Genomic DNA, 13,369 nt, shown 5'->3' with positions numbered 1-13,369 from the left:
GAGAAACAGCGTCTGCTGCGTGCAGGCCGAAATTCAGCCAAGTATACTACATGAAAAAAAACAAAATCAATGTGTTGCCTCTGCTTAGAGGCTCTTTTTATATGATGACAGGCCTCCTGGTTCTGTGTTTCGTCATTGTCGTTTCCGCCATGGCGGAAGATCCCGAGGGTATCATGGATGTGAAATTGTCCGTGAAGCCCGACCCGTTGGCGGCAGACGTCGAAAAGGGGCTGGGGCATCTGTTCTCGGTGCTTCAGGACCCCTCTGTTCCCCTTTCGGTGGCGGAAATCTCCTCCATGTTGGATTTCGTCATCGATGTTGAAGCCGATCCCAAGGATATCGAACCGGCCAAACGCTTTGGCGGCCGGGCCATTTGTCTCCGTCAGAATGTGGCCACTGATCTTACCAGTATCCTCAAGTATTTCTATAATCCAGCCATCCCCAACTATCTGCTCTGCCCCGCAGTCCTGAGGATGTCCGGCTGGCATGAGGGCAGTGATTTTCTCAGCCGGAGCAGGGGGCTGTGGGAAGAATTGCCCACCTTGAGCGAACCTGTGATCACGCGTGGACGCGAGTTTGAGGTGACCACGCCCGATTCCTTTGCAGAGGCCTATTACGGGTACAACCTGAACAGGCTGATGATCCTGCTCAAGCACAACGGCAAGAACGTGCTCATTTCCGTCTCCCAGCAGGAAGGCAAATCCGATGTCGGTCGCAAGGGTGCCATCCTCGACGACAAGCAGTGGGACTATTTCTACTCCGGTCTCGAGGGATTGAACCGCGGCATGATCGGCTGGATGGACACCTTCACCTATGACTCAGGCTCGGTCCAGGTGTTCGTCGAGCAGGACCCCCAGGCCCCCAGAAGTACGGTGTTCCTTTTCAAGTGGCTTCAGGCGGGGTGGGCAGGCATGAACGTGGTCAAGCGGAGCCATATCTATGACGGAACACTTCGCTATGTGCGCAGTTTTTCCAAGGTGGTCGAGTCCACCGATTTGACGCCGGAATATCTTGTTGAAGGTCTTCAGAACGTCCTTTCCATGTCCGACATTGAAATGGATGTCATGATCCGGCAGTATGCCCGCAATTTCGAGGCCCGGTTCAAGGATGATCCCAAGTTGAAGAAGGGGGATTATGCCGACGTCATCGAGAACGGCGGATATGCAGAAGTTCTGGACGCCGAGGCGCGCCGTTCCGTTTTGGCCCTGGAAACGCTCAAGTCACTGCTCGGCATGGAGACCCTGGTCACCGTGGGAACCAAGCCTGCTCCTGCAGTGGCGGAGTCTGTCGTGACCGACGAGAACCTGGCCAAGGTCGGGATACAGCCTGAAAGCTAGCCGAATTGGGCAATGCACGGTATATTGACGGCGCGTCGTGAGAAACGGCGCGCCGTTTTCTCATTTCAAAGGAGGTTCTGATGATTGTCACTGAAGATGATGCCAAATTCATGTTCTGTCCCCTGCTCAAGACCAGCGACGACAAGATGAAGATGTGTCAGGTGACCCTGTGCATGATGTGGCGGTGGGCGGATAAGGACCGGGAAAAGGGTTATTGCGGGTTGGCCGGAAATCCGGTCACACCGTCGAAGTAGAGTACCCTTCCCCTGAACCGGGATTCATGGCAAGAAACAGGCATGGTCAAACCGTTTAAGTTCAAGCTCGACAAGGTTCTTGATTTTCGGGAACAGTTGGAGGAGCAGGCCAAGGCGGCCCTGAGCCGGGCCAAGGCGCTCCGCGATGCTCAGGCCGAGGTTTTGGCCGACCTCGAAACACGGATGCAGGCCCACCTGGAGGCAGAGCTCGAGTCACGTAAGTCCACCAATGACATGTGGTTGTGGCGGCAGTACAAACAGGCCCTGGAGCAGGACATCTCCATTGTGCGGGTGGATCTGAACAGTTTGGAACTCAAATTGCAAAGATGTCTGACGGAGGCCGTGGAACGCTCCAGGGACAAGAAGCTCCTGGAGAAGCTCAAGGAAACGCAATCCAAGAAGCATCATGAAGAAGAAAACGCTCGAGAAGAGAAAGAAAACGATGAAATGGCAACGCTCCGGTACGAACCTAAGGATATCTAAGGTTCTTGTCAGTCTCGTTTTTCTGGCCCTGTTGAAACTGGCCGTGTTCGGCATGCTTAGTGTCGATTCTATGACGCTGAAAATGGTGAAAAACGCGCTTCCTGACGGAATTCCGGGGGTAGCCGTGGCCGCTGAAGACAAGGCCGAGGCCGTCCCCACCCCCATAGCCGACAAGGCAGATTCCGAAGCCAACCGTGCGGCCAAGGAAGAGCAGGCGTTGGATACGGCCGTCAAGCCTCGTACAGAGGACGATCTGCCTCAGGAATGGAAGGCCCTCAAGCGCAAGGAAGAGGAATTGGCCATCAAGGAGCGCACCCTCAAGGAGATGGAAGCGTCCATCAAGGCTGAGGCCGAAAAGGTCCGGAAACTTCATTCCGAGATCAAGTCCATGCTGGACGAGGCCAAGGAAATCAAGGACATGCGCGTCAAGCAGCTTGTGGACATGATCTCCAACACCAAGGCCAAGAAGGCTGCGGAAATTTTGCAGAGCATGGACGATGACCTGGCCGTGAAGGTGCTCTCGGGTATGCGCGGAAGACAGGCAGGCGAAATCCTGTCGTTCGTGGAGGCCAAGAAGGCCGCCAAGTTGTCGGAGGCACTGACCAAATTGCAAATCCCATTCGAAAGTCAATAGTGATTTGCGCAGACGAACCTGATGCGCGGGCAGCCCTTACGGGTTGCCCGTTTTTGTTGTTTTGTCCGTTATTGAACTGCGTAAAGCCTTGGCGTATACCTTGCACATGACCCGTATCAAACTGACATTGGCCTATGACGGCACGGATTTCTGCGGATGGCAGTTGCAGCCTAGAGATCGGACCGTGCAGGGTGAGTTGGAGAAGGCCCTCGAAGTCATTCTTGGAACGAAGGTGCGGGTTCACGGCTCGGGCCGCACGGATTCCGGGGTGCACGCCCTGGGGCAGGTTGTCCATTTCGATTGCGCCGAAAAGCGGCGCGGCCTGACGTGGCAGCGAAGTCTGAACGGGTTGCTTCCCCCGGATGTGCGGGTGCTGGACGCCGTGCCTGTGCCTGACGATTTTCACGCCCGGTACTGGGCCAGGGCCAAGACCTATGAATATGCTTTGTGGCATGAGCGCATGTTCTGTCTGCCGCAGCGCAGCCGCTATGTCTGGAATTGCGGGCCGGTGGATTTCGAGCGCATGGAGGCGGCCGCCCGCATCCTTGCGGGCGAGCATGATTTCGCGGCCTTCCAGAACGTGGGCACCGACGTCGGGTCCACTGTCCGGACCGTCTCCGGCATCTCGCGGCAGGAAGGCGTCACCGGCCATGAGTCGGTCTGGCGGTTCACGGCAACCGGTTTCCTGAAACAGATGGTGCGCAATCTGATGGGGTGTATGGTGGCCTGCGGCCGAGGCAAACTCACCACGGAGGAGGTCCGGGCCATTCTCGTGTCGGGCGACCGGACGTGCGCACCGGCCACGGTGCCGCCGCAGGGGCTGACCCTGGTTCGCGTGGACTATCCTGCCTGATGCCTATTTCACTGCAACGTCACGATGGTGTACGTCCCAGTAAAAGGTCGATGCTTCCAGCCGTTTGCCGATCTCTTTCCCCTTGTTTCCGAATTTGATGACAGTGCCGGGATGCACGAGCTTCAGGATCTTGATATCCACGTTGTTCATTTCTTCCTGACGCTTCAGCATCAGTTGGTTGATTTCCTCGCTCAAGGTCTTGCGCCGGTTGACCAGGGTCCTTCGGTGCTTGAGGACTTCTTTCACGGCAGGCCGTTTTTCGGCAGGTACCCGGGAGAGGATGATCTCGGGCGGCTCGGTGCCCAGGGCGCTGTCGATCTTCTTGATGGCCTGGGAAACCTTGGCCCGTTCCTGGCGCAGCTCTTCGTCTTCGTCATTTTCGATATGGATGCATACGGTGGTGTTCACGCCCAGCTCGGAGCCGATCTCGTTGATTTCCATGCCCTTGCGTGTGCAGATCGTGCCACCCTGGATGATGCCTTTTCCTGACGTGGCAAAGAGCTTGCCCCCGGCCTGGATGGACGAGTTCTGGATCTCATTGGCGATATGTACGTCGCCTCCAGCCCTGATCTTGGCATTGGTTGCGTAGTTGGCAACGACCTGGCCGTCACAGACGATCATGCCGCCGTCGGGCATGAGGATGCCGCCTGATACTTCCAACAGCCCTCCCGCATAGACTGTGGCGCTTTCAATGGAACCTTCCACGATAACATGTTCGGGAGCGGAGACCGAGAACCCCGCCTGGATGGACCCCTTGATTTTTACGGAACCGTGCTCGACCGTCACGTTGCCTGAGGTGAAATCCACGTTGCCGGGGATGACAAGGCATTCCGTTACCGAAAGGGTGCCTTTTTCCATGACCACCACGCCTTGAGCCTTGGACATGAAGGTGACGCCGTCCTCCTGGACAGCGACGTTTTCACCCGCATGGACATGCAGCACGTTGCCCGCATGGGCCGGAATGGTTTTGCCGTAGATGTCGATACCGCCCTCTCCCGCTGTGGGATGGTGCAATCGGCCGATGACCTGTCCCGGTTTGGCCATGGGGAAGGTTCCCCGGTTTCGGAAATCCAGCCGTCCGGCAGCGTCTTCGATGCCGGCGTCCTCGCGGGTGGATACCAGATATTCCAACCACCCGTCGCGTCCGGGGACCGGATGAATGCCCTTGACCAGGGTCTGGTCAAAGAGTGTGACTCCGAGAGCGGCGGCCTGTTTGAGTTTGGCGTCGAGAAGATCAAGGTCAATGTCGATGGTGACGCCCAGGTCTCGCAACTCCTTGTCTATGCGGGCGGGAGTGATGGGTTTGCCCTTGAAATCCTGATGATGCATGCTCCCGGTGACCTGGACCGCGTCGTCGGAAATATGTGGAATGGGGTCCACTGTGATGACACCGTCCTTGAGCCGGGCCATGCCCCATATTCGGGAAATGTAAGCTTCTGAGACCGGGTCCCAGTCCACGTTTTCGCCGACTTCCACGGTGATGTCCTTCGGGGTGAAGTTGCCTACCGGGGCGAGGGGGCGCCGATCGATGGTTTCGCCGGTTTCGGCTGCCTGGGCTGGACGGTATCGAACGAACCTGTCGTTGGGGAAGACGGGGAAATTCAGATCCCCGAGGGCCACAAGGGTGGCGTCCCTGGGCTCTTTGGCCGGAATGCCGCGGACCAGGGTTATGCCCCTGAATTCCTGATTCTGCCCAATGGCGTCAACAATGCGCTGGGCAGCGTTTTCGTCGATGGGGAGTTGCACCCCGGCAGCAGCCACCTGGCTTCGGAGGAGTTCCACACTCGGCCCCTTCCCTCCGTTGGGAGGGAAATAACGGTTGACGCCCAGCTTCATGCCGTCTTCGGACATGGCGAAGCGGAATTGTGCGTCAACGCTGTTATTGAGGTCTTGTTCGTCTGCCATTGGTCACCGTGCAAAAAAAAAAGAAACTTGCCGTGGCCCGGAGTGCTCAGCAAAACACTTGCTTGAAATTAACACAGGACTTTGCGAAATGGCAATGAGATTGGGAAAAGACAATTTTCATCAAAGGTTATGTGGTGGTGCTTGAGGAAAGACGCCAGTACAGTTCTTCCAGCATACTGGAGAGGTCGACAAAGATGCCGCCTGGTTCGGGCGGCAATCCGAACAGGGCGCGGCGTTGTTCGCGCAGGCCTTTTACTGCCACGGCTTCGGGATCGGAATGGAACACGGTCATGGACAGTCTTTCGGCCAGCAGATAGCCGGTCAGCCCGCTTACCAGCAGGTCCATGAGCAGCTTGAAACGGTCGCGTTTGTCGTTCCAGAAAGCCAGGGTTTCGTTGTCGGGTTTGCAGGCCAGGGACTCGCAGATGAGTGAATACAGGGTGTTGATGCCTGCGCCGGGAATGCCCCGCCGCCAGCCCAACAGCCATGGATTGCGCCAGAACAGGAGAAAGTGGTTGGTGCCGGTGATGATGATCTGTTCCATGGCCTGACGCGCCTGCATGAGCGTGGGGTCTTCCCAGATCGTCGGGCGGGCGGCCACGTCCCAGGCCGGAACCGGTCCTTTGGCATTGATGGATTCCCCGGAGTCTCCGAGGCTCCGGGCCAGGAGGTGGAGCAGCCAGCGATTGGCCTGAGGGGATGCGGGCGTCTCCAGGTGGGCGTAGCTCAATATGGCCTGGCCCGCGCCGAAATCATTGACCGTCACCGCAGGCAAGCCTTCCATGAAATCTGGGTTCAGGTTGATGCCGTAAAGATTTTCCCAGTCGGTCATGGTACCCTTGGGCAGGGTGGACAGGTTCAGGTCCGCCACCCAGAAGTCCGGGCCGGGTTTGCCGTACCGGGCAAGCACCGTGACAGACTCGTCCACCGGGTCGAACCGGCCCGGCCACCATACCGGGAGCAGGGCCTCGGACATGTCGCTCGGAACCAGTTCGTCGTCGGTATTCAATCGGGTCTCCACGTGTCCCGACAGGAAGTGGTGCAGCCGGTTTTTGTACCCTTTGCGGGTCCAGGGGGAGAGCCCCAGTCCGTAAGGGCCGGACAGGGCCAGTCCGGTGCCGCCGCAGAATCCGAGGTAGGTGCCGCCGCCATGCACGAATTCACAGATGGCGTCCATGCCGCGCACGCCCAGCCTGTCGGCCTTGCCCTTGGCCCGGCCTCCCGGAACGATGAGCATCCTGGGTGCTTCGCCGAACTTGCCAGCGAGCACGCCATCGGCTATTTCTGATCCGCGCACCAGACGGTGGGGAATGGCCCACGCCGTGAGTGCGCGGGTGACCAGCAGTCCCCAGAAATGCGATTCGTCCCAGTATATATGTATGCTTGACATATGCGGCTCTCTTGACAAGGGTAGCCCGACGCTATCAAAGGCGCAACCACTTGCGCAAGCGTAACTATACGATATTTCAGGCCGTCGGTGAACATATCCCGGCGTGTGCCAGTATAAAGGAAGGAATTTTAATGGCCCGTAAAGAATTAGCCAAAGCCTACGAACCGTGGGATGTGGAAGAAAAATGGGAAACCCGTTGGGAAGCGGACAAGACTTTCACCCCTGACCCCGATGGTCCGGGTGAGTCCTATTCCATCGTCATCCCGCCGCCCAACGTCACCGGTGTCCTGCATATGGGCCATGCCTTGAATCTGACGCTTCAGGATATCCTGTGCCGCTTCAATCGTCAGCAGGGCAAGAACGTGCTGTGGGTGCCCGGCACCGACCATGCGGGCATCGCCACCCAGAACGTGGTGGAGCGTCAGCTCAAGGAAGAGGGGTTGACCCGCGACGATCTGGGCCGCGACAAGTTCATCGAACGCGTCTGGGAGTGGAAAAAGGAGAAGGGCGACCATATCCTGGGCCAGATCCGCCGTATCGGCGCATCCGTGGACTGGACCCGCGAGTGTTTCACCTTTGACGAGCAGCGCGCCAAGGCCGTGCGCGAGGTCTTTGTCAAGCTTTTCGAGGAAGGGCTGATCTACAAGGGCGACTACATCATCAACTGGTGCAACCGTTGCCATACCGCCCTGGCCGACGACGAGGTCGAACACGAGAACAAGCCCGGCCACCTGCATCACATCAGGTATTCCCTGACCGACGGTTCCGGTGATCTCATCATAGCCACCACCCGCCCCGAGACCATGCTGGGCGATACGGCCATTGCCGTGAACCCGGACGACGACCGTTTCAATCACCTGATCGGCAAGACAGCCATCCTGCCGCTGGTCGGCAAGGAACTGCCCATCATCGGCGACACCTACGTGGACATCGAGTTCGGCACCGGCTGCCTCAAGGTCACTCCCGCTCACGACATGAACGACTGGGAGTTGGGCCGCAAGCACGATCTCGAAGTCATCTCCGTGCTCGACGAGAAGGGCTTCGTCAACGAGAATGCCCCGGAGAAATATCAGGGTCTGTCCGTTTCCGATGCGCGCAAGGCCGTCATGACCGACCTCGAAGCCGAGGGCCGCGTTGTGGAAGTCGCCGACCATGAACATTCCGTGGGCGTGTGCTATCGTTGCAAGTCCGTGATCGAGCCGCATGTCTCCACCCAGTGGTTCGTGTCCATGAAGCCGCTGGCTGAAAAGGCCCGTGCCGCTGTGCCCGCTGAGACCCAGATTTTCCCGGAGCATTGGACCAAGACCTATTACGCCTGGCTGGACGAAATCCGCGACTGGTGCATCTCCCGGCAGATCTGGTGGGGGCATCGCATCCCGGCTTGGACCTGCGAGGAGTGCGGCGAACTGATCGTGCCCATGGAAGACCCGACCGCCTGTCCCAAATGCGGCAGCGGCAATCTGGTCCAGGACGAGGACGTGCTCGACACCTGGTTTTCTTCCGCCCTGTGGCCGTTCTCCACGCTCGGCTGGCCCGACGACACCAAGGAGCTGGCCCGGTACTACCCCACATCCTGTCTGGTGACCGGGTTCGACATCCTGTTCTTCTGGGTGGCCCGTATGATGATGATGGGTCTTCAGTTCAAGAATGAAGTGCCGTTCAAGCACGTCTACATCCACGCCCTGGTCCGTGACGAGATGGGCAAGAAGATGTCCAAGTCCACGGGCAACGTCATTGACCCGCTGGACATGATCGGCAAATACGGGGCCGATGCCCTGCGTTTCACCCTGACCAGCTTTGCGGCCATGGGTCGTGACATCAAGCTTTCGGAGCAGCGCATCGAGGGCTACAAGCATTTCATGAACAAGATATGGAACGCCACCCGGTTCGCCATGATGAACCTGCCGGATGAAATCCCGGCAGTGGAACTCGATCAGGCGGATGGCCTGGCCAACCGCTGGATTCTGCATCGCCTTGAAGAGGTAAAGGCGGCCATTGTCGAGGCCACCGGGACCTATCGGTTCAACGAGATCGCCCAGATACTCTACAAGTTCATATGGTCGGAATTCTGCGACTGGTACCTGGAGATGATCAAGCCCGCCCTCTACGGCGAGGACGAGACCGTCAAGGCAGCCACCCAGAAGGTTCTCTGGACCGTCCTGTCCGAGACCATGGTTCTGCTTCATCCGGTGACCCCGTTCATCACCCAGGAAATCTGGAGCGTACTGCCCAGACCTGCGAACGACGACCGTTCCGAGGATATCGCCACCCTGCCGTTTCCGGCCATGCGCAAGGACTGTCTGAATCCGAACGTGGTCAAGGAGATGGAATTGTTCATGGGCGTGGTCTCCGGTACCCGAAACATCCGCACCGAACTGCTTATCGAACCGGCCAAGAAGCTCGACCTGCTCATCAAGACCGTCAGCGACGAGGACAAGGCAGTCCTTGAAGGCAACATCGGTTTGATCCGGTCCCTGGCCCGAATCCATACCGTGACCATCGGCCCGGACGTGAAGGGGCCCAAGGCTTCCGGCGTGGCCGTGGTCCAGGGCAACGAATTGTCCGTGCCGCTCGAAGGCGTGGTGGACTTTGAATCCGAACTCGTCCGTCTGGACAAGAACATGGTCAAGCTCGACAAGACCATGAAGGGCGTGGCCGGTAAGCTCAAGAACCCCGGCTTTGTGAGCAACGCCCCCGCCGAGGTGGTTGAAGGCGAGAAGAAAAAACTCGCCGAGATGGAAGAAGAAAAAAACAAACTGACCCAGCTCAAGGCCCGCCTTGAGTCGGTCATGGGATAGGTTTTGTAAGTAATCCGGAGGAAATTTTTTTCAAAGGTTTTCCCCCGGACCCCCTTTTGCAATTTTTTGGAGCTACGCCGTCAGGGAGTGCAAAGGGAAGCAAAAGTAGATGACGGCGGCGTAGAAACGTGGTCCGCGAAGGGCGCGCCACAGATGAAAGGCCCCAAATGGCGCATCCGGGAATGTCCGAGTTCGTACAGTCTCCCAGCGCCGTGATACAAAGTTTTGGAGGGTCCAGGGAACCTCTTTCAAAAGGTTTCCTGGCCGCCGGAGGCAAACGATATGGCAAATGTATTTTTGGTTGGTGCTGGACCGGGCGATCCGGGAATGTTGACCCTGCGTGCGAAAGAGGTCATCGAGACCTGCGACATCATGATCTACGACTATCTGGCCAATGCGGACTTCCTGAAGTGGTGCAAGCCGGAATGCGAGATTCTGTACGTGGGCAAGAAGGGCGGGGACCACACCCTGCCCCAGGACAAGATCAATGACCTGATCGTGGAGAAAGCCAGATCCGGCCTGATGGTCTGCCGTCTCAAGGGCGGTGACCCGTACGTCTTCGGCCGCGGCGGCGAAGAGGGCGAAGAACTGGTCGAGGCGGGCATCGAATTCGAGGTCGTGCCGGGCATCACGGCGGGCGTGGCAGCGGCTGCCTATGCGGGCATCCCGGTGACGCATCGCGATCACACCACTTCGGTCTGTTTCATCACCGGCCACGAAGATCCGACCAAGGGCGAATCCGGGAATAATTGGGCGGTCTACGGCCAGTCCAACTCTACCCTGGTCTTTTACATGGGCGTGGGCAACCTGCCCATGATAGCCAAGAATCTCATGGACAACGGTCGGGCTGCCGACACCCCTGTGGCATTGGTTCGCTGGGGTACGCGCTGCAACCAGACCTCGTTCGTTTCCACCCTCGACAAGGTAGCCGAAGAGGCAAAGCAGCGTGATTGGAAGGCCCCTTCCATCATCATCGTGGGCGGCGTCTGTTCTCTGCACGACAAGCTTGCCTGGTTCGAAAAGAAGCCCATGCTCGGCCAGGGCGTGGTCGTGACCCGCGCTCGGGAACAGGCTTCGGGGCTGGTGGATATTCTGCGCGGCCATGGTGCATGCATTCACGAATTCCCGACCATCGCCGTGGAGCCTCTGAGCGATTACAGCGAGGTCGAGACCGCCATCCTGCAACTGGCCCGATATCAGTGGGTGGTGTTCACCTCGGTCAACGGCGTCAAATTCTTCTGGGAACAGCTTCGGCTGATCGGGCTGGATGCGCGCATCTTCGGCGGCATGCAGATCGCGGCCATCGGCCCGGCCACGGCGGACGAACTCCGCGCCCGCGGCATCGAGCCGGACTTCATTCCCGAGAAATATGTGGCCGAACACGTGGTCGAGGGATTGCTCAAGCTCGGCATTGCCGGTTCGGACGTGCTCATCCCCCGCGCCAAGGTAGCCCGCGAGGTGCTGCCCAAGGAACTCAAGGAAGCGGGCTGCAACGTCACGGTTCTGCCTGTCTACGAGACCAAGCTGGTCCAGGCAAGCGGCGACGAGATCGTGGCCGGCCTGGACAACGGCGACATCCAGTACGTGACCTTCACCTCCTCCAGCACGGTGGAGAACTTTTTCGAGCTGGTGGACCCCGAGGTCTTCAGGAAGTACCCGGACATGAAGATAGCCTCCATCGGCCCGGTGACCACCGAGACCGTGAAGCGGTTCGGCTTCACCCCGGATATCGAGCCGGAGGACTACACCATCCCCGGACTGGTGGCCGCGCTGGTCAAGGATGCCGAATAAATCGATCGATATGACGGAAAAGGGCTTCACCTATTTGGTGAAGCCCTTTTCCGTGGCCGAATTTGTGTCTAGCGGTAATCGCTGATAATGCGATCCACGGTGCCGTCTGCCTTGAGCTGGTCCAGGGCTGTCTGCAGCCGTTGCACGATGGCCGGGTCCATGTCCAGGCTGGCCGCGAAGTACAGTAACGAGGAAAACAGTCTGAGTACGACCTCAACGTCGGCGGGGTCATAGCCCATCTGCTTCATGGTGAAAAAGGCGGCGGATTCGTTTGCCACCATGACGTCAATCCGGTTTTCATGGAGTTTCTTGGCGTTCAGCTTCAGGTCGTGCACGGGATAGATATATTTGATATCCATGCCGTTTCTGATCAGATACTGTTCCGAAGCGCTGGCCCGGATGGTTCCGAACCGGTACAAGCTCGCCTCCTTGATGGGGTCGGAGATTCTTATGTTCCTTTTCTTGAGCGCGATCAGGCTTCCGTAGAGGGGCATTATCGGTCCGATCCATTGGAACAGATCCTTTCGAGCTTCGGTCTTGGCCATGGAAAACAGGATGACGTCGGATTTTTTCTGTATTTCCTGGTACCCACGAGCCCACGGCCAGATGCTGATGTCCTGGCGGGAGAGGTTCAATCCCGCCCGGTCTGCCATGAGCAGAAATATGTCGGTGGAGATACCTGTGGGCTGCCCCAGGTTTTCATAATTGAAGGGAGGATTGGATTCGCTGATCACGCGAAGGCCGGCTGCCGAAGCCGGGAGCTGGCTCAGCAGCATGAATATGATTAATAAAATGCGCATAGCATATGACTACTTGTTGGTCCCTTGCCCTGTCTATTCACGTCTATGACCCATGCACGCAAAAGAAGCAATCCATTGACGGGATGGATTCAGGGTGACAATTCTGCCCCAGGGAAATCCGCTCTTGAAAAAGGACGCGGATTGGGCCAAGTTCGGAAGCGGGGTCAGTCCCCCGCAGTTTTCATTCATCGAAAGGGAGCATCCATGCCATTGCCCATAGCCGTTCTCGTGTCAGGGAGCGGGTCCAATCTGCAATCCATCATCGACCGTATTGAAGCGGGTGTACTTGATGTCGAAATCAAGGTCGTCGTTTCCAACAGGGAAGACGCCTATGGCCTGGTCCGGGCCAGGAATCACAACATCCCGACCCAGGTGCTGCTGCATACTGAATTCGATTCTCGCGAAGCCTTTGACGAGGCCCTGGTCCAGACTATCACCACGAGCGGCGTGGGTGAACGCGGCGCAGTGGTCATGGCCGGGTTCATGCGCATCGTCACCCCGGTGTTCCTGAAACCCTTCGAGGGCAGGGTCATCAATGTCCATCCGGCCCTGCTGCCCAGTTTTCCCGGTGTGCACGGCCAGGGCGACGCCGCCGACTACGGCGTGAAAATTTCCGGCTGCACCGTGCATTTCGTGAACGAAAAGATGGATAACGGGCCGGTCATCATCCAGGCCGCCGTGCCCTGCGAACCGGGCGAGGGAGGCGACAAGCTCGGGGCGCGCATCCTGCAACTGGAACATCGCATTTTTCCTCAGGCCCTGCAATGGCTGGCCGAGGAACGGCTGGAGGTCGACGGCCGGTTCGTGCGGCTCAAGCCCGCCGCCAGAAGATCGGCCCTGCAACCCGTGGCCGACATTGACCCCGAGACCCAGGCCCTTGTCTGGCCGCCCTTGGAAGAAGGCTTTTAAGAGGCCTCCGGCGGCCAGAGGGGAAACTTTTGAAAAAGTTTCCCCTCTGGACTCCCCTTCAAAACTTTTTGTCGCGCCTACGGCGGGGGTGAGGTTTTGGTGTTTTTTTTGGGATTAAGCAGTAATGAACCTGAATCTTTCTTTTATACCCATCTGACGCTGCCGACGATATACACTGTGTATGTTCCTGGGCGCGCCCGATCACATCAAAAAAA

At 58.1% G+C, this 13,369-nt stretch carries 11 protein-coding genes; 8 read left to right on the top strand and 3 right to left on the bottom strand.

What is annotated here, in order from left to right; genetic code table 11:
- Positions 1-101: 101 nt before the first annotated feature.
- The 5 genes from DWB63_RS14635 to truA all read left to right on the top strand — a co-directional run bounded on the left by DWB63_RS14635 (position 102) and on the right by truA (position 3,561).
- Entirely contained in the window at positions 102-1,337 is a 1,236-nt protein-coding gene (locus DWB63_RS14635) for a hypothetical protein (protein ID WP_206613178.1), read from the top strand.
- Between the two features lie 80 nt (positions 1,338-1,417).
- Positions 1,418-1,591 (top strand): hypothetical protein, encoded by a 174-nt coding sequence (locus tag DWB63_RS17360; protein WP_164879905.1) that lies wholly within the window; start codon positions 1,418-1,420, stop codon positions 1,589-1,591.
- A 42-nt stretch (positions 1,592-1,633) separates the two neighbouring features.
- Positions 1,634-2,074, top strand: a complete 441-nt coding sequence (gene fliJ / locus DWB63_RS14630; protein ID WP_128329601.1) for a flagellar export protein FliJ — start codon at positions 1,634-1,636, stop codon at positions 2,072-2,074.
- Entirely contained in the window at positions 2,034-2,708 is a 675-nt protein-coding gene (locus DWB63_RS14625; RefSeq protein ID WP_241648873.1) for a magnesium transporter MgtE, read from the top strand. The genes fliJ and DWB63_RS14625 overlap by 41 nt, the downstream gene beginning before the upstream one ends.
- 106 nt (positions 2,709-2,814) lie before the next feature.
- On the top strand, positions 2,815-3,561 hold the full coding sequence (truA, locus tag DWB63_RS14620; protein WP_128329599.1) for a tRNA pseudouridine(38-40) synthase TruA: 747 nt from the start codon (positions 2,815-2,817) through the stop codon (positions 3,559-3,561).
- 3 nt (positions 3,562-3,564) lie between these two features.
- Here truA and DWB63_RS14615 read toward each other — a convergent pair whose 3' ends face one another.
- Both DWB63_RS14615 and DWB63_RS14610 read right to left on the bottom strand, forming a co-directional pair.
- On the bottom strand, positions 3,565-5,466 hold the full coding sequence (locus DWB63_RS14615) for a FapA family protein (protein ID WP_128329598.1): 1,902 nt from the start codon (positions 5,464-5,466) through the stop codon (positions 3,565-3,567).
- Between the two features lie 127 nt (positions 5,467-5,593).
- Positions 5,594-6,856, bottom strand: coding sequence for a BPL-N domain-containing protein (locus DWB63_RS14610; RefSeq protein ID WP_128329597.1), 1,263 nt, complete (start codon positions 6,854-6,856; stop codon positions 5,594-5,596).
- A 131-nt stretch (positions 6,857-6,987) separates the two neighbouring features.
- On the opposite strand from DWB63_RS14610, the gene DWB63_RS14605 reads away from it, so the two are divergent.
- Positions 6,988-9,654 carry a valine--tRNA ligase gene (locus tag DWB63_RS14605; RefSeq protein ID WP_128329596.1) on the top strand — a complete coding sequence of 889 codons (2,667 nt, stop codon included), beginning with the start codon at positions 6,988-6,990 and terminating at the stop codon, positions 9,652-9,654.
- Between the two features lie 282 nt (positions 9,655-9,936).
- Positions 9,937-11,445 carry a uroporphyrinogen-III C-methyltransferase gene (gene cobA / locus DWB63_RS14600; RefSeq protein WP_128329595.1) on the top strand — a complete coding sequence of 503 codons (1,509 nt, stop codon included), beginning with the start codon at positions 9,937-9,939 and terminating at the stop codon, positions 11,443-11,445.
- Positions 11,446-11,513: 68 nt separating this feature from the next.
- Here the strand turns inward: cobA and DWB63_RS14595 are convergent, their stop codons facing one another.
- A complete protein-coding gene (locus DWB63_RS14595) occupies positions 11,514-12,245 on the bottom strand; it encodes a transporter substrate-binding domain-containing protein (RefSeq protein WP_128329594.1) in 732 nt (243 codons plus the stop codon).
- 204 nt (positions 12,246-12,449) lie between these two features.
- Here DWB63_RS14595 and purN point away from each other — a divergent pair, with 204 nt between their 5' ends.
- A complete protein-coding gene (purN, locus tag DWB63_RS14590; protein ID WP_128329593.1) occupies positions 12,450-13,154 on the top strand; it encodes a phosphoribosylglycinamide formyltransferase in 705 nt (234 codons plus the stop codon).
- Positions 13,155-13,369 lie beyond the last annotated feature (215 nt).

It is taken from the genome of Pseudodesulfovibrio sp. S3 (assembly GCF_004025585.1).
Classification (GTDB): domain Bacteria; phylum Desulfobacterota; class Desulfovibrionia; order Desulfovibrionales; family Desulfovibrionaceae; genus Pseudodesulfovibrio.
Note: the sequence above shows the minus strand (reverse complement) of the source record. Positions and strands in the feature narration are given on the sequence as shown.